The following is a 16,647-nucleotide window of genomic DNA, read 5'->3' as shown; positions in this document are numbered from 1 at the left end:
ATATCCAGTGGGACAGAGCAGCCGCAGGTTGTGTTTGACTATCTAGCTGGCTGTTGCAATTTTAGCGCGTTCGCCGGTGCCTCACTTCTCCGCCAGATAAACCTCGCCCAGCAACGACGAGTTCGACCACGGCACCTGCTTGTTCTTCGTGCTCGAGACCACTTCGGCCCGCACCCGTGTCAGCATCTGCTGCACTTCCAGGCCGGGCGTGCCGAGATGGCGCGAGAGGGCGGCGGAGAACGGCGAGTTGGCGCCTTCGCCGTCGAGTGCGACCTGCCCCGGCGCAGTGGCGAAGGCGATCAGCGTGCCGGCGCCGAGCGTCACGCCGGCTCCCAGGCTCGTTGGCGCTGCGAGGCCCGAGGCACCCTCGATGGCGCGGCTGGCGCCGGCTGATGCAACCTGCTGTGCCATCGGATTATTGCGGCAGGCATCGAAGATCAAAATATTGGTGCGGACCTGGTCGTCGAGGCCAGCCATGATCGTGTCCATGTCGATCATCGCGTCCGTCATGCTCGCGCCCGGCTTGAGTTCGACGTCGACGGGAATGAGATAGTTGCGGCCGTCGACCTGCACACCGTGGCCGGCATAGTAGACCACCACGACCTGCGCCCGCGCCGCCTCCCGCAAGAAGTCACGCGTAATCTTCTGCATCGCCGCGCGGTCGAGATCGACGCCTTCGGACACAGTGAAGCCGATGTCGCGCAGGCTCCTGGCCACGGCGCGCGCGTCATTGGGCGGATTGGGCAGTGCCTTGACATGCGCATAGGCGCCGTTGCCGATGATCAACGCCATGCGCGTGCCGCGCGCGGCCGGAGCAGGTGAGGGGAGCGGCGCCGCACCCGTCTGCTGCGGAGAAGGCGCCTGCGCCGGCTGCGTCACTGGTGACGGGGCATCGCGCGGGATCGACACGCTTGCGTCCGTGACCAGCGACAGCCGCACCTTTGCGGTGGCCTGGTTGGCCTTGCTGCCGGCATCGGAAGCCACGATCGCCAGCGTCGCCTTGTAGTCGTCCCTCGCGTGCGCGTAGTCGCCTTTCGCCTCATAGGCCAGCCCGCGATGGGTGTAGCCCGAGACCAGCACGCTGTTCGGCGGCGTCATGATGTTGGCGGGCGGCTTCTCCTTCGCGAGCCGGATCGCCTCGCTGCCGTCGGCAATCGCGCGATCGTAATCGCCTCTGACACGCCAGATCGCGGTCCGGTTGATCAGTGGCTGCGGCAGCGTCGGGTCGAGCCGGATCGCCTGGTTGATGTCGGCCAGCGCGCCGTCGAGATCGCCAAGTGCCTCCTTCGCGATGCCGCGGTTCTGGAACGAGAACGCCGATCTGGGATCGGCCTTGATCGACATATCGTAATCGGCAATGGCTTTGGCGTAGTCGCCCTTGCCGCGCCAGGCATTGCCGCGATTGTGGAAGATGATGCCGCTCGGCGGGCCCAGCTTCAGCGCGTCGTCGAAATCGGTGATCGCGATCTCGTACTCGCCTCTGTCGTAGTAGGCCGATCCCCTGAGGTTATAGGCCGCCTGGTTCGGCTGGAGCCGGATCGTTTCCGTGGCGTCAGTGATGACCTTGGCGTAATCGCCCTTCTTGTTCCAGCCCACCGCGCGCCAGAAGTAGACAGTCGCGAGCTGCTCGCCTTTGAACACCTTCAGCGCAATGATCTTGGTGCAGGCGTCGATCATCTGGTCCGCCGGCGTGGTGTCGGTGGTGCAGAGCGGCCCAAGCTGGCTGCGCGCCTGCGCAAAAGCGGGCGCCGACCACAGGGTTGCAGCGAGCAGGCAGAGCGCGACGAGGAGGCGGCGCATGGCGGTGGTTCCGTAGAGGAGAGGAACCTGTTTGTTGCCCGGCAAGGGAGGGTGGTTCACGGCCTCGCTGTTGTGCACAACGGCGAACCCGGGCACCTCGATCCCCTATTCCCTCAGTGGGCAGATTTTGCTAGGAGGCTGTACCCAACCACTCTGCCCACCGCGTCCCATTGATGAAAAACGACGAAATCCTGAGCCAAATCACCGAGTTCTGCCGCAAGGCGGACATGGCGGAATCGACGTTTGGCCGGCGCGCGGTGAACGATGGGAAGCTCGTGCACCGCCTGCGCGAGGGCAAGCGCATCACCATCGATACGCTGGACCGGATCCAGGCCTACATGGCGGCATCGATGGCCGGCGGCGTGCCGCCACCGCGGGGACTTCAGGTGCCGCCGGAAAAGCGCGATCCGCGCGGCAATTTCCGCTTTTTCGAGAACCGCCAGAAGTACCTGCTGTTCGTCCACACTTGCAGTGAGAAGCGGGTGATCGCCGAGCGCGTGGCGCTGGAGCTTGCCAGCATCCATCCCCGGCCCCCGGCGTTGCGCGTGTTCGACGCCGGCGTCGGCGACGGCACGGTGCTGGCGCGCGTGCTGCGCTCGATGCACCAGCGCTTTCCGCACATGCCGTTCTATGTCGCCGGCAAGGAGCTCAGCCTCGAGGACCTCCGCCTGACGCTGGAGAAGGTGCCGGATCGCATTTTCGAGCATCCGGCTTCGGTGTTCGTCTTTACCAACATGTTCTACTCGGAGGCGCCCTGGCTCACGCCGGCATCGCCCGCGGCGGCCGCCGCGACCGTCTGGCACGACGTTCCCCTGCGGGGCGCTTCCTCGGGCGAGTTCGAGACGCAGATCGCGGAGCTGAAGCCGTTTTTGGAGCAGAACTGGCGCGCCGCGGTCAGCCCGCGCACGGGCATGCCGCTGTATGAGCGGCCCGTCGTGCTGGTGCTCTACCGCGAAGACCAGCGGTTTCTGCTCGATTCGACCATTCCGCGGCCGGGCCAGACCGAGGCTAATTTCGACCTCGTTATTGCATCCCAGCCATACCGAGCGCTGTCGTCGGTCAATTTTCGGGCAAAACGGATCATTGCGCCCCTGGCTCGGGCCTTGCGGGCAGGCGGCCGCCTGATCGGTATTCACTCCCACGGGCAGGATCCGGGCATGGAAATGATCCAGGCGATCTGGCCTGGAGAAAATCCTTTCTCAGTGAGCCGTCATGAGCTATTGCGCGCAGTGAAGTACGAGCTCGGCTCGGTGGGCCGCGACTTAAATTTTAATGCATATGCGGATAACCGTTCGATCTTCAGGTATGATATGGAAGCTCTGCCCAACGAGGTGACGGGCACTATCGGAACCTCGACGGCCTTTGCAGCGTGGAATGCGGCGGTGTACGTCGCCCAGATCGAGGACGACCGGTTGACAGAAATGACTCAAAACGGCCGGACTCTGGATGCCGCCAGGGACGTGTTGCGCAAGTACAACGGGCTCTGGTTCTACGACGAATCCTACGTGATCTCGCGCCGGCGAGATTGACATAATTCACGGGTAAACATCGCAAACGACCGCCGGCTAGTGGCGGAACTAAGGGGTTACTGATGCGCGCGTCCTATCTCTTCACCAGCGAGTCCGTGTCCGAAGGCCATCCGGACAAGGTTTGCGACCGGATCTCCGATGAGATCGTCGATCTGTTCTACCGCGAAGGGCCGAAAGCCGGCATCGATCCCTGGCAAATTCGTGCCGCCTGCGAAACGCTCGCGACCACCAACAAGGTCGTGATCGCCGGCGAGACCCGCGGTCCCGCATCCGTCACCAACGAGCAGATCGAAGGTGTCGTTCGCGCCGCAATCAAGGACATCGGCTACGAGCAGGAAGGTTTCCACTGGCAGAAGGCCGACATCGAGATCCTGCTGCATCCGCAGTCGGCCGACATCGCGCAGGGCGTCGATGCGCTCCAGCCGGGTGAGGTCAAGGAAGAAGGCGCTGGCGACCAGGGCATCATGTTCGGTTACGCCACCAACGAGACGCCCGATCTGATGCCTGCGCCGATCTTCTACGCCCACAAGATCCTGCGCCTTATCTCCGAAGCGCGCCACTCCGGCCGCGAGAAGGTGCTGGGCCCGGACTCCAAGAGCCAGGTCACTGTGCAGTACGAGAACGGCAAGCCGGTCGGCGTGCGCGAGATCGTGGTGTCGCATCAGCATCTGGTCGAGGACATCTCGTCCAAGCAAATTCGCGACATCGTCGAGCCCTATGTGCGCGAGGCGCTGCCGAAGGACTGGATCACACCGAAGACGATCTGGCACATCAACCCGACCGGCAAGTTCTACATCGGCGGTCCCGACGGCGATTCCGGCCTGACCGGCCGCAAGATCATCGTCGACACCTATGGTGGCGCGGCCCCGCATGGCGGCGGTGCGTTCTCCGGCAAGGATCCGACCAAGGTCGACCGCTCGGCCGCCTATGCGGCGCGCTATGTCGCCAAGAACATCGTCGCGGCCGGTCTCGCCGATCGCTGCACGCTGCAGCTCGCCTACGCCATCGGCGTGGCGCGACCGCTGTCGATCTACATCGATACCCACGGCACCGGTAAGGTGCCGGAGGACCAGCTCGAGAAGGCCGCCGCAGAGGCGATGGATTTGACGCCGCGCGGCATCCGCAGTCATCTCGACCTCAACCGCCCGATCTACGCGCGCACCTCGGCCTACGGCCATTTCGGCCGCACGCCCGACAACGAGGGTGGCTTCTCCTGGGAGAAGACCGATCTCGTCGAGCCGCTCAAGCGCGCGCTCTAGTTTCCGTGCGACACTCCGGGGCGCTCGCGCAAGCGAGCGAGCCCGGGATCCTTAGTCATCACATCGAGATTCCGGGTACGGCTCTTCGGGCCGTCCCGGAATGACCAATTTCAACAACAGGACGCCCGCAATGAACGCGAAGCCCGGCTTCACCGACTATATCGTCAAGGACATTTCGCTCGCCGATTTCGGTCGCAAGGAACTCTCGCTGGCCGAGACCGAGATGCCCGGCCTGATGGCCACGCGCGAAGAATACGGCCCGAAGCAGCCGCTGAAGGGCGCGCGCATCGCCGGCTCGCTGCATATGACGATCCAGACTGGCGTGCTGATCGAGACGCTGGCCGCGCTCGGCGCCGACATCCGCTGGGTCTCCTGCAACATCTATTCGACGCAGGACCACGCTGCGGCTGCGATCGCCGCCGCCGGCATTCCGGTGTTCGCGGTCAAGGGCGAGAGCCTTACCGAATACTGGGACTACACCGCCAAGCTGTTCGACTGGCACGGCGGCGGTCATCCGAACATGATCCTCGACGACGGCGGCGACGCCACCATGTACGTTCATCTCGGTCTGCGCGCCGAGAACGGCGACACCAAGTTCCTGGACAAGCCGGGTTCGGAAGAAGAGGAAGTATTCTTCGCGCTTCTGAAGAAGCAGCTCAAGGAAAAGCCGAAGGGCTACTTCGCCGAGATCGCCAAGAGCATCAAGGGCGTTTCCGAAGAGACCACCACGGGCGTGCATCGTCTCTATGACATGCAGAAGGCCGGCACACTGCTGTGGCCGGCCATCAACGTCAACGACAGCGTCACCAAGTCGAAATTCGATAACCTCTATGGCTGCCGTGAATCGCTGGTCGACGGCATCCGCCGCGGCACCGACGTGATGATGTCGGGCAAGGTCGCGATGGTCGCGGGCTTCGGCGACGTCGGCAAGGGTTCGGCCGCTTCGCTGCGCCAGGCCGGCTGCCGCGTGCTGGTCTCGGAAGTCGATCCGATCTGCGCGCTCCAGGCTGCGATGGAAGGCTACGAAGTCGTGACGATGGAAGACGCCGCGCCCCGCGCCGACATCTTCGTCACCGCGACCGGCAACAAGGACATCATCACCATCGAGCACATGCGTGCGATGAAGGATCGCGCCATCGTCTGCAACATCGGCCACTTCGACAACGAGATCCAGATCGCGGGTCTGCGTAACTTGAAGTGGACCAACATCAAGCCGCAGGTCGACGAGATCGAATTCCCCGATAAGCACCGCATCATCATGCTGTCGGAAGGCCGCCTGGTGAACCTCGGCAACGCGATGGGCCATCCGTCGTTCGTGATGTCGGCGTCCTTCACCAACCAGACGCTGGCGCAGATCGAGCTGTTCGCCAACAACAAGGACGGCAAGTACAAGAAGGAAGTCTACGTGCTGCCGAAGTCGCTCGATGAAAAGGTCGCGCGCCTGCACCTCGCCAAGATCGGCGTCAAACTCACCGAGCTGCGCAAGGACCAGGCCGACTACATCGGCGTGAAGCAGGAAGGTCCGTACAAGAGCGATCATTATCGGTACTGATCTGCCGATTACATCGATCATCGACACGAAGCCCCGGAGTGATCCGGGGCTTCGTTGTTTCGGCGCATGGAATTCAACTCGCTTTGCAGTTGCTGCGAGGCCGATTGCCGATTGACGGCGAGCAGCGACGGGCGGACAATCCTCGGTGGCGGAGGAAACCATGCCCCAAGAACATTTCGACGTGCTGATCGTCGGTGCCGGCTTGTCCGGCATCGGCGCGGGCTATCATCTTCAGACCAAATGCCCAGGCAAGAGCTACGTCATCCTCGAGGGGCGCGACTGCATCGGCGGCACCTGGGACCTGTTTCGCTATCCCGGCGTCCGCTCCGACAGCGACATGTTCACGCTCGGCTATTCCTTCAAGCCGTGGACCGATCCAAAGGCGATCGCGGACGGAGCGCAGATTCTGAATTATGTGCGCGAAACCGCAGCCGAGAACCGCATCGAGAAGCACATCCGCTTCCACCATCGTGTCAAGCGTGCGGCGTGGTCGACGAGTGAGGCGCGCTGGACCGTCGAGGCCGAGCGCATCACGGGCGAGGGCGCGACCGAAACCGTGCGCTTCACCTGCAATTTCCTGTTCATGTGCTCGGGCTATTACAAATACGAGGCGGGGTACACGCCGGAGTTTTCGGGCGTCGCGGATTTCGCCGGCCGCATCGTGCATCCGCAAAAATGGACCGATGACATCGACTGCGCGGGCAAGCGCGTCGTCGTGATCGGCTCGGGCGCGACCGCGGTGACGCTGGTGCCGGAGCTCGCCAGGACGGCTGCGCAGGTCATCATGCTCCAGCGCTCGCCGACCTATGTGGTGTCGCGTCCGGCGCAGGATCCTGTCGCCAACAAGTTGCGCCGCAATCTGCCGACGCGCCTTGTCTATCATCTGATCCGTTGGCGCAACGTGATGTGGGGGATGTTCTTCTTCCAGCTCAGCCGGCGCCGCCCTGCGAAGGTGAAGGAGCTGGTTCTCAAGGGCGTGCAGATGGCGCTCGGCTCCGACTACGACGTCGCGACCCATTTCACGCCGCGCTACAATCCCTGGGACCAGCGGCTCTGCCTCGTGCCGGACGGCGATCTGTTCAAGGCGATCCGCGAGCAGCGCGCCTCCGTGGTCACCAAAGAGATCGACACGTTCACGCACCACGGCATCCGCCTGAAGGACGGCAGCGAGCTTGCGGCGGACATCATCGTGACCGCGACGGGGCTGGTGCTCCAGGTCGTCGGCGGTCTCGAAATCAGTGTCGACGGCCGCGCCGTCGATTTCGCCGATACGCTGACCTACAAGGGCATGATGTATGCCGACGTGCCGAACATGGCTTCGGCGTTCGGCTACACCAGCGCATCATGGACGCTGAAATGCGACCTCACCTGCGAATATGTCTGCCGGCTCATCAACTACATGGATCGGCACAATTTCCGGCAGTGCATGCCGCATAATGACGATCCCACGATCACCGCGCAGCCGTCGCTCGATTTCACCTCCGGTTACGTGCAGCGTTCGGTCGCGAAGATGCCGAAGCAGGGCTCGAAGCAGCCGTGGCGGCTCTACCAGAACTATGCGTTCGACATCGTCTCCCTGCGCTTCGGCAAGGTGGACGACGGCGTGATGCAATATTCCTGATGTTGCTACGTAAGTTACCGGAGCAGGCTCGCGATCGCTTGAGGCGAATCGCGACTTAGGGTAGCATTGTTGCGTTGCAAGAAAATTATTTCCGGCGACGTCTGAGTTCCACGTTGTTGCCGTCTTGAGGAGAGCGCGGAACATGTACGTCCTTGCTCTGGTCACGCAGAAAGGCGGAAGCGGTAAGAGTACGCTGTCCGCTGGATTGGCGGTAGCAGCGATGCAGCGCGGAGAGCGCGTCGCTCTCATTGAAGCGGACGCGCAAGGCACGATCTCGAAGTGGAAAGAGCGGCGAGCTGGTTCGTATCCGCGTGTCGATTGCGTTGCCGATCCCGCCGAAATCGAACCGGTGATATCCCGCCTCCATGCCGAAGGGGTCTGGCTCGCAATCATCGATACAGCCGCCACGAACAATGCCTTGGCAACGCGCGCCATTGCCAGTGCCGATCTTTGTCTCATCCCGGCGCGTCCGAGCCCGGCCGATATCGAAGCCGCAATACCTACGCTGATTGCTATTCGCAGGATCAATCGCCGGTTTGCCTTCATCCTCAATCAGACGCCCACACGGGGTTGCCGGCTGAGTGAAGCTGCCACGTCACTCAACTCGCTCGGCGTGCTTGCGCTCCCCTTCATTGGGCAGCGTAACGACCACCAGGATGCGCTCGGGGCAGGGCTGGGCGTGACCGAATTCGCGCCGGAGGGAAAAGCCGCGGAGGAAATTGTGGCCCTATGGGATTGGATCTCGGAGCGCCTCATCGTGGAGTCGAATGATCATGGGCAAGCCGCGCTCAAGACAGCCTGCTGACGTTGCACGCGCCAGGCGTCGCTCGCTGGTGGAGCTGACGGCGGAAGTGAGCCGCGCCGTCGACGAGGGCTTGGCGATGCCCCCGGGCTCGGTCACCGTCTTCCTCCAAGATGCGCCGCAGATCGCGCAAGCAGCGCCTGCTCCGATGACCGCTCCGGCACAGGAAGCGGCCAGCGTCATCGTTGCAAGCCCTGAACCTCCGAGCAGCACCACCACCGATCTCATCCTGGACATCGCCAAGGATTTTCAGGACCATGCCTTGGACGGCATGAAGGCTGGTGCTCAAGCTGCTCTGGATTATGCCAAGGACATCGCCAAGCCACGGATAGCCGGTGGGACGTCGGAGTCTGGAGGAGCCGCCGCCGCGGAAAGCCACCTTATCGAGGCGATTGGAACGGCAGCTGAGTGTCGCGCCGTCGTGCTCGAACTGATGAAAGTGAATGCTGGCGCGACCTTGGAGTATGCGCGGGAGTTGGGCCGTGCGCGAACGCTGGCGGAGTTGGTTGAGCTGTCGAGCACGCATGCGCGAAAGCAATGTGAGTTGGTCCTGAAGCAAACCGAGTTGCTGAGATTGCTTGCTCAAAACATGACAAAGCCCGGTGCGAGGTAGCGCCACTCGCCTGCGTGGCACGCGCAGCATCATCCTTTGCGTCCGCAGATCAATTCCACCAGCTCGCAAGCGTCAGCAGGGCCGACAGAGCGCCGAGGCCATACCAGGTCTGCTGCAAGCCCTGCGTAGCGTGCCGCGCGGATCATTCTGTCCGGGCCGCGCGGCGGCGCCGGAATTCCGGCACGGGCAGGCCGCCCCAGCCCCAATTGCCCGTGTCGACTTCCTCAATCACGACGAAGGTGGAATCGAGCGGCTTGCAGAGGATTTCGAGCAGCAGCTGGCTCGATCCCTCGATCAGCGCAGCCTTCTCCTCCGTGGTGAGCGACGCCGCTCCCGGCGTCGTTCCCTCGCGGGTCACTTGAATGGTGACGATGGGCATCGTGTTTCTCCTGCGTTCAGTGGCCGGCGCTCTGGCCGCCGTCGACATGCAGGATTTCTCCGGTGACGAAGCTGGCCTGCTCGAGATAGAGCACGGCATCGACGATGTCGGACATCTCGCCCATATGGCCCATCGGGTGCAGCGCGCCGAGCTGAGCGTGCGTCGCGACCGGATGCATCGGCGACTTGATGATGCCGGGCGACACCGCGTTCACGCGAATACCGCGCTTGGCATACTCTATCGCCAGAGATTTCGTCGCGGCGTTCAACCCGCCCTTGCTCAGCGAGGCCAGCACCGAGGGCACGTTCGAATTGGCCTGATCGACCAGCGTGGTGGTGATCTGGACGACGTGGCCGGAACCCTGCTTCTCCATCTCGGCGATGGCAAGCTGCGTGACGTGGAAGAAGCCTGCAACGTTGGTGCCCATCACCGCTGCATAGTCCTCCGCGGTGTACTGCGTGAACGGCTTTGCGACGAAGATGCCGGCGTTGTTGACCAGCGTATCGACCCGGCCGAAGCGGGTGACGGCTTGCGAGACCATGCGCTCGGCGGTGCTCCGGTCGGCGATGTCGCCGGCAATGGCGAGGACATCGTCATCGCCCGATGGCTTGATGGAGCGCGCCGTTGCGACGACGCGATAGTTGCGATCGCGAAAACCCTTGACCAGGGCGGCGCCGATGCCCTGCGATGCGCCGGTGATGATGGCGACCTTCTGCTCGATACCCATGACGGGCTCCTGTTGTTGCCTTGAGAACTGCGCCAGGAGCGGCTGGCTTGCCCACCGAGGTACGCCGCGCCGGCCCGGCTGCGAATATGCGCTGTCCGGCAGACACTCTTTCGCGGCGCGAACGAATGCCGAACCGGCGCCCGGCGGTGGTTGTCGTGGCAGGAGCGAACGCCTAGCTTGAATCGGATCTCCATGGGGCTGGTGGGAGACGTATGGATCGTCTGGATGCGATGAAGGTGTTCGTCCTTGCGGTGGACGAGGGCAGCCTCGCGGGCGCGGGACGCAAGCTCGGCCGTTCGCCGGCGGCAGTGAGCCGCGCCATTGCTTTCCTGGAGGAGCGGGTCGGTGCCGAGCTGCTGCACCGGACGACACGTTCGATCAAGCTGAGCGAGGAGGGCGAGCGCTATGTCGCGATCTGTCGCCGCGTGCTCACCGAGTTGGAGGAGGCCGACGACACCGCGGCCGGACCGCGCACGGCACCCCGCGGCCTGCTCACGATCACCGCCCCCGTGGTGTCGGGCGAGATGGTGCTGCGGCCGATCCTCGATGCGTTTCTCGACGCCTGTCCGACCGTGTCGGCAAAACTCCTGCTGTTCGATCGCGCGGTCAATCTGATCGAGGAGGGTGTCGACGTCGCGCTTCGCATCGGCCATCTCGCGGATTCGGCGATGGTCGCGATGCGGGTCGGCGAGATCAGCCGCGTCGTGGTGGCATCACCGCGCTATCTCAAGCAGCACCCGCGCATCACCGAGCCCGGCGATCTCGCCAAGCACCAGATCGTCGCGATGGCGCACCTTCCCAATTCCTGGACCTTTGCGCCGCAGGCCGGCTCGTCAGCTGCCCGCACGGTGCAGTTCACGCCGCGCCTCGTCGTCAACAGCACCTATGCGGCGGTGGCCTCGGCCGTCGCCGGGCGCGGTGTCGCGCGAATGTATTCGTACCAGGTGGGCGAGCAGGTCGCGCGCGGCGAGCTCGAGATCGTGCTGGCCGGCGACGAGGATCCGGAGATGCCCGCGCATTTGATCTGCCCGCAGGGCCGGCTCTCGGTGCCCAAAGTGCGAGCCTTCACCGATTTCGCCGTGCCAAGGCTGAAGAAGCAGTTTGCGCTGCTGAAGAAGAGCATCGGTGCGCGTTGAGCCGCTGCGCGCTCGGCAATGCGTTGTTTTGCGTATACGGCCGCTCGGCTGAATCGGCGATGCTGCCCGAACGGTTAACGCCGGATTAACCGCGGAGTCCTAGCCTGTCTCGGCCGGGGTTACTCGCAAGGCCGAGGTGAGCCCAATGGAAGCCCAGAAAATAGCGGTCGACGCCGTCGTCGCGCTGACCGATTGCGACCGCGACGCCGTCATCGCCTTCATCCGCCGCTTCTATCTCGCCGGCGTCACCGACCCCAAGCGCCTGACCTTCAAGGGCCTCCAGGCGCTGTCGCGGGTCTGATTCGGCTCGTTTCGGCCTCAAGTTCCCGTCCTGATCTCCCGAGCGTGATTGCAACCCAGCGGTGAATATCTTGCCGCTCGGGCCGCGTCGGGGTAGATCACGTCCCCGGTTGGATCACCGGGGATCGGGGAGATGTTAAAACAGCTTTTTGCGCCGCAACTCGTCATTCTCTATGTGCTGGCGGCATCGACGATTTACATCCATTTCCGCGGCAAGCAGCGGCTGCGCTTCGCGCGCCAGCTCGGCGATCACTCCACCTATCTCTCGCCCTACAATGTGCTGATGTATGCGGGCTCGGCGGTGCCGAACAGGCCGGTGATCCCGGTCGATCAGTTTCCGGAGCTGAAACCGCTCAGCGAGAATTGGGAGACCATTCGCGATGAGGCCGTTCGCCTGTTCGACGAAGGCTTCATTCGCGCGGCGGCGAAGAACAACGATTGGGGTTTCTACTCGTTCTTCAAGAGCGGCTGGAAGCGGTTTTACCTGAAATGGTACGACGACTTCCTGCCCTCGGCGCGCACGCTGTGCCCGAAGACGGTGGAGCTGCTCAACTCGATCCCGATTGTGCATGGCGCGATGTTTGCGATGCTGCCGCCGGGCGGCAAGCTCGGCGCGCATCGCGATCCCTTCGCAGGCTCGCTGCGCTACCACCTCGGCTTGGTCACGCCGAACTCGAACAAGTGCCGCATCCTGGTCGACGGCGTCGAATGCGTCTGGCGCGACGGCGAGGCCTTCATGTTCGACGAGACCTTCATCCACAGCGCGGAGAATGCCACCGACGTCAACCGCATCATCCTGTTCTGCGACGTCGAGCGCCCGATGAAGTACGGCTTCATGACCGCGATCAACCGCTGGGTCAGCCACCACATCGTCAAGGCGTCGGCAACCCAGAATGTCGACGGCGAGAGTGTCGGCGTGCTCAACAAGGTGTTCGGCAAGCTCTACGAGATCCATCTTGCGAGCCGCAAGGTCAAGGAATGGAATCGCAACGTCTACTACACGCTGAAATATTCGCTGACGGCGCTGATCCTCGGCCTGATCGTGATGTCGGCGCTGCGGTGATCGCGTCTAGTGATGGTGCTTGTGTCCTTCGGAGCTATCGGGGCGTTGGTAACCTCGAAGCTCCGCGTATCGCTGCATTTGGCTCTGATCGAGCAAGGCGGTTGTCGACAGATGATATTTGAGGTGGCTTTCGCGGAGCAGTGCCTGGGTTTCCGCAATAGCAACGAGGGTCGCTTTGAGGGACTCCGACGTCACGACACGGGCAGAGAAGAGCCGGTCCAACTCCGTTTCCTGCTCGACTAACTTGTTACCCAGCGGGACTGCCTCTTGCTTCATGGCATCGATGAGGCGCTGAACCTCGATGCGCTGATCCGCGGTCAAGTCAAGCCGATCACCGAACTCAAGAACATGGCTCGGACCGGGATATCCATTGAGTTCGGCGGCAAGCGCCAGGCCCATGCCACGTCCAGCTCGAAGATCGTCGACCTGCTGGTGCGACAGCGCCTTGATGGGGCGCTGCTCAAGGCCAGCATAGGGCTGACTGGATTGCGAGCTGGCGGCGTTGCACGAGATGATTAGTGTGGCCGCGAGCAGGAGAAGGCGTCTCATGAGTCTGGCTCCATGAAATCGGCCCGGGTCCATTGATCGATCTCCACCGGTGCTCTCCACATATCTTGCTGGACGGCTCGCCCCATGGCAACAAAGATTGCTGCGATTGAGTTGCCGAATATGGAGCAGGCGATGGCCTCCTTGCCGACCGCGAATACCGAGATCACGCAGTTCTTTCGCCAATGGCTGGAGACCTTCGCGGGCTATGTCCGCGAGGTCGACTATGCCTCGGCACGGCCGCTGTTCCATCCGGATGTGCTGGCCTTCGGCACGCACAACGACGTCATCCCCGGCCTCGACCAATGGGTCACGACACAATGGGACAACGTCTGGCCGAAGACGGCCGACTTCCGTTTCGTCATCGACCAGGCCTCGATCCTGGCATCGCCTGACGGCACGATGGCGACCGTGATCGCGCCGTGGACGAGCACGGGCTATCATCCCGATGGCAGCGCGTTTCCGCGCCCCGGCCGGGCCACGATGGTATTTTCAAGAAATGGCGATGGTTGGCTCTGTGTGCATTCCCATATGTCGCTCAATCGCGGTGTGCCGCAGGCAAGCCACGCCGATCGGCCGGTGAAGGCCTGGTAGATCGGCATCGTCCGCCATCGAAATGCAAAAGGCCCCGGACAGGTCCGGGGCCTTATTTTCGAGCCGCCGTAAGCCTTACTCCGGCTGACCGATCGAGACCTTCAGCGTGCCGACGCCGTCGACGCCGCATTCGAGCTTGTCGCCGGGCTGGAGCTGCGACACGCCGGCCGGGGTACCCGTCATGATGATGTCGCCGGCGGCGAGCTTCACCTGTTGCGAGAGCTGCCAGATGATCTCGGGCACGTTCCAGATCAGCTCAGTGAGATCGCCCTTCTGCGCTTCCTTGCCGTTGACCGTGAGCCAGATCTTGCCCTTGGCGGGATGGCCGATCTTCGATGCCGGCTGCACCGCGGAGCAGGGCGCCGAATAGTCGAACGACTTGCCGATCTCCCAGGGACGCTCCTTCTTGCGCGAGGCGATCTGTAGGTCGCGGCGGGTGAGGTCGATGCCGACGGCATAGCCGTAGATATGGTCGAGCGCCTTGTCGGCGGGAATGTTGAGCCCGCCGCTCTTCATCGCGACGACCAGCTCGACCTCGTGGTGCAAATCCTTGGTCAGCGGCGGATAGGGAATGGTGGCGCCATCGGGCACCAGCATGTCGGCGTGCTTGGCGAAGAAGAACGGCGGGGCGCGCTCGTCATTGCCCATCTCGCGGATGTGCTCGAGATAGTTGCGGCCGACGCACCAGATGCGGCGCACCGGATAACGGCCGGACTCTCCGACGACGGGAAGCGACGGCTGAGTTGGGAGCGGAATGACGTAGGAGGCGGCGTTCATGAAGCGGTCTCGCTGCTCGTGAGGTGAAGGGAATTCTATGCGGTTGCGCTGATCGGCGCCAGAGCGCCGGCGTCGTGATGCTGCAGGCGGAAGAACGAGGCGTAGCGCCCGCCGCGGCGGAGCAGCTCGTCATGCCGGCCCTGCTCGACGATCTCGCCGCCCTCGACCACCAGGATCGCGTCGGCGTGCATGATGGTGTGCAGGCGGTGGGCGATCACGATGGTGGTGCGGTTCTGGCAGAGATGCTCGATCGCCTCCTGGACCTGCCGCTCGGACTCGGAATCGAGCGCGGCGGTGGCCTCGTCGAGCAGGATGATCGGCGCGTTCTTGATCAGCGCGCGCGCGACCGCGATGCGCTGGCGCTGGCCGCCGGACAGCTGCGTGCCGTGCTCGCCGACCGGCGTGTCGTAGCCGAGCGGGAAGCCCATGATGAAATCATGCGCGCAGGCCGCCTTGGCGGCATTGATGATTTGTTCTTCGGTCGCGCCGGACCGGCCGAAGGCGATGTTGCTGCGGATGGTGTCGCGGAACAGATAGACGTCCTGGCCGACATAGGCGGTCTGTGCGCGCAGCGATTTGCGCGAGATCGCGCCGATCGACTGGCCGTCGATCACGATCACTCCTTGCATCACCTCGTAGAAGCGCAGCAGCAATGCCAGCACCGTCGACTTGCCGCCGCCGGAGGGGCCGACCAAGGCGGTGACCTTGCCGGGCTCTGCAACAAAGCTCATACGGTTGAGCACGGTCTCGCCGCTGCGGTAAGCGAAGCTGACGTCGTTGAACTCGATCCGGGCGTCGGACAGTCTCAGCGCCGGCTTGTCGTCGTCGGAATGCTCGCTCGCGGGGCTGTCGACGACTTCGAGCAGCATGCGGGCGCCGACGAGCTGGCTGTTGAGGTCGATGTTGAGCCGCGCCAGCCGCTTGGCCGGCTCGGTCGCCATCAGGAAGGCGGTCATGAAGGAAAAGAACGCGCCGGGCGTGGCGTTGAGCGCGACCACGCTGTAACCGCCATAGAGCAGGCAGCCGGCGACCGCGAAGCCGCCGAGCATCTCCATCAGCGGGTTGGAGCGGTTGGCGACGCGGGCCATCTTGTTGGCGTTGCGCTCGACGATCGCGATGTTCTCGTCGATGCGGTTCTGCATGGTGTCTTCGAGCGTGAACGCTTTCACCGTGCGGATGCCCTGCAGCGATTCCTGCATCGTCTCCAGGATGTCGGCGGTGCCGGTGAACTGGTTGTAGGCGAGGCCCTTGATGCGTTTGACCAGCTTGCGCAGCACCAGCATCGCCGGCGGCACGGCGACGAGGCCGATGAACGACATCACCGGGTCCTGCCACACCATCACGCCGATCATGGCGAGCAGCATCATGAGGTCGCGCCCGACGGCGTTGACCAGCATGTTGAGGACATCGGTGATGGACTTTGCGCCGGCCGTCAGCCGCGCCAAAAATTCCGACGAATGCCGCTCTGAGAAGAAGCCGACGCTCTCGCGCATCAGCTTGGCGAACAGCTGGCGCTGGTTGGTGGCAAGGATGGCGTTGGAGATCTTGGTCAGGATCACCATGTGGCCGTAGGTCGCCACGCCCTTGATGAACAGCAGGATCACCGTGAACCCTGAGAACATCGCGATGCCCGGGATGTTCTTGTCGACATAGGCCTGGTTGATGACCTGGCCGAGCACGTAGGTCGCGCCCGCGGTCGAGCCGGCGGCAAGCGCCATCAGCGCGAAGGCGACGAGGTAACGCCGCCAGTAGAGGATCCCTTGTTCCGTGACCAGGCGGCGAATCAGGACCGCTGCCGCATAGGGATCGTCGGTGATTTTCTTTGGGAACTGGGCCATCCGTAGTCCATTGACGGCACAGGGAAAAGCCTGCCCGCGCGTCAGGGATCGAACGGCCTCTGTGCCCGCTAAAGCTACGCTTTTCAAGCCCAATTAAGGGCTTGCGCCCGG

Annotated in this window: 16 protein-coding genes; 10 read left to right on the top strand and 6 right to left on the bottom strand. The window is 63.4% G+C overall.

The window, feature by feature from the left end; all coding sequences use genetic code 11:
- Window positions 1-81 precede the first annotated feature (81 nt).
- Complete coding sequence (locus QCM77_RS02655) at window positions 82-1,800, bottom strand: caspase family protein (RefSeq protein WP_279681848.1); 1,719 nt, start codon at window positions 1,798-1,800, stop codon at window positions 82-84.
- 173 nt (window positions 1,801-1,973) lie between these two features.
- Here QCM77_RS02655 and QCM77_RS02650 point away from each other — a divergent pair, with 173 nt between their 5' ends.
- The 6 genes from QCM77_RS02650 (at window position 1,974) to QCM77_RS02625 (ending at window position 9,176) form a co-directional block, all read left to right on the top strand.
- The gene (locus QCM77_RS02650; RefSeq protein ID WP_279681846.1) at window positions 1,974-3,329 is read left to right on the top strand and encodes a hypothetical protein; all 1,356 of its coding nucleotides are present in this window, start codon (window positions 1,974-1,976) and stop codon (window positions 3,327-3,329) included.
- Window positions 3,330-3,391: 62 nt separating this feature from the next.
- Window positions 3,392-4,588 (top strand): methionine adenosyltransferase, encoded by a 1,197-nt coding sequence (metK, locus tag QCM77_RS02645; protein WP_279663087.1) that lies wholly within the window; start codon window positions 3,392-3,394, stop codon window positions 4,586-4,588.
- 130 nt (window positions 4,589-4,718) lie between these two features.
- Window positions 4,719-6,140 (top strand): adenosylhomocysteinase, encoded by a 1,422-nt coding sequence (gene ahcY / locus QCM77_RS02640; RefSeq protein WP_027566812.1) that lies wholly within the window; start codon window positions 4,719-4,721, stop codon window positions 6,138-6,140.
- 160 nt (window positions 6,141-6,300) lie between these two features.
- The gene (locus QCM77_RS02635; protein WP_279681844.1) at window positions 6,301-7,761 is read left to right on the top strand and encodes a flavin-containing monooxygenase; all 1,461 of its coding nucleotides are present in this window, start codon (window positions 6,301-6,303) and stop codon (window positions 7,759-7,761) included.
- A 142-nt stretch (window positions 7,762-7,903) separates the two neighbouring features.
- Window positions 7,904-8,566, top strand: coding sequence for a nucleotide-binding protein (locus QCM77_RS02630; RefSeq protein WP_279681843.1), 663 nt, complete (start codon window positions 7,904-7,906; stop codon window positions 8,564-8,566).
- Window positions 8,529-9,176 carry a phasin family protein gene (locus QCM77_RS02625; RefSeq protein ID WP_279663092.1) on the top strand — a complete coding sequence of 216 codons (648 nt, stop codon included), beginning with the start codon at window positions 8,529-8,531 and terminating at the stop codon, window positions 9,174-9,176. The genes QCM77_RS02630 and QCM77_RS02625 overlap by 38 nt, the downstream gene beginning before the upstream one ends.
- A 142-nt stretch (window positions 9,177-9,318) precedes the next feature.
- On the opposite strand, the gene QCM77_RS02620 is transcribed toward QCM77_RS02625, so the two are convergent.
- Both QCM77_RS02620 and QCM77_RS02615 read right to left on the bottom strand, forming a co-directional pair.
- The gene (locus QCM77_RS02620; RefSeq protein ID WP_279663093.1) at window positions 9,319-9,555 is read right to left on the bottom strand and encodes a tautomerase family protein; all 237 of its coding nucleotides are present in this window, start codon (window positions 9,553-9,555) and stop codon (window positions 9,319-9,321) included.
- A gap of 16 nt (window positions 9,556-9,571) precedes the next feature.
- Window positions 9,572-10,282, bottom strand: a complete 711-nt coding sequence (locus QCM77_RS02615; RefSeq protein ID WP_279681842.1) for an SDR family NAD(P)-dependent oxidoreductase — start codon at window positions 10,280-10,282, stop codon at window positions 9,572-9,574.
- A gap of 212 nt (window positions 10,283-10,494) precedes the next feature.
- Here QCM77_RS02615 and QCM77_RS02610 point away from each other — a divergent pair, with 212 nt between their 5' ends.
- From QCM77_RS02610 to QCM77_RS02600, 3 genes are all read left to right on the top strand, one after another.
- Window positions 10,495-11,418, top strand: coding sequence for a LysR family transcriptional regulator (locus QCM77_RS02610; RefSeq protein ID WP_279681840.1), 924 nt, complete (start codon window positions 10,495-10,497; stop codon window positions 11,416-11,418).
- Window positions 11,419-11,563: 145 nt separating this feature from the next.
- Complete coding sequence (locus QCM77_RS02605; protein WP_279681838.1) at window positions 11,564-11,719, top strand: hypothetical protein; 156 nt, start codon at window positions 11,564-11,566, stop codon at window positions 11,717-11,719.
- Between the two features lie 132 nt (window positions 11,720-11,851).
- Complete coding sequence (locus QCM77_RS02600; protein WP_279663096.1) at window positions 11,852-12,781, top strand: aspartyl/asparaginyl beta-hydroxylase domain-containing protein; 930 nt, start codon at window positions 11,852-11,854, stop codon at window positions 12,779-12,781.
- A gap of 6 nt (window positions 12,782-12,787) precedes the next feature.
- Here QCM77_RS02600 and QCM77_RS02595 read toward each other — a convergent pair whose 3' ends face one another.
- The gene (locus QCM77_RS02595; RefSeq protein ID WP_279681837.1) at window positions 12,788-13,330 is read right to left on the bottom strand and encodes a hypothetical protein; all 543 of its coding nucleotides are present in this window, start codon (window positions 13,328-13,330) and stop codon (window positions 12,788-12,790) included.
- 132 nt (window positions 13,331-13,462) lie between these two features.
- Between QCM77_RS02595 and QCM77_RS02590 the strand changes: the two genes are divergently transcribed.
- Window positions 13,463-13,921 (top strand): YybH family protein, encoded by a 459-nt coding sequence (locus QCM77_RS02590; protein ID WP_279663135.1) that lies wholly within the window; start codon window positions 13,463-13,465, stop codon window positions 13,919-13,921.
- A gap of 75 nt (window positions 13,922-13,996) precedes the next feature.
- On the opposite strand, the gene QCM77_RS02585 is transcribed toward QCM77_RS02590, so the two are convergent.
- Both QCM77_RS02585 and QCM77_RS02580 read right to left on the bottom strand, forming a co-directional pair.
- Window positions 13,997-14,698, bottom strand: a complete 702-nt coding sequence (locus QCM77_RS02585) for a fumarylacetoacetate hydrolase family protein (protein WP_279663098.1) — start codon at window positions 14,696-14,698, stop codon at window positions 13,997-13,999.
- 35 nt (window positions 14,699-14,733) lie between these two features.
- Window positions 14,734-16,536, bottom strand: coding sequence for an ABC transporter ATP-binding protein (locus tag QCM77_RS02580; protein ID WP_279663099.1), 1,803 nt, complete (start codon window positions 16,534-16,536; stop codon window positions 14,734-14,736).
- Between the last annotated feature and the right edge of the window lie 111 nt (window positions 16,537-16,647).

Origin of the sequence: Bradyrhizobium nivariense (genome assembly GCF_029846695.2) — a bacterium.
Lineage (GTDB): Bacteria > Pseudomonadota > Alphaproteobacteria > Rhizobiales > Xanthobacteraceae > Bradyrhizobium.
This window is presented reverse-complemented; position numbering and strand designations above follow the sequence as displayed.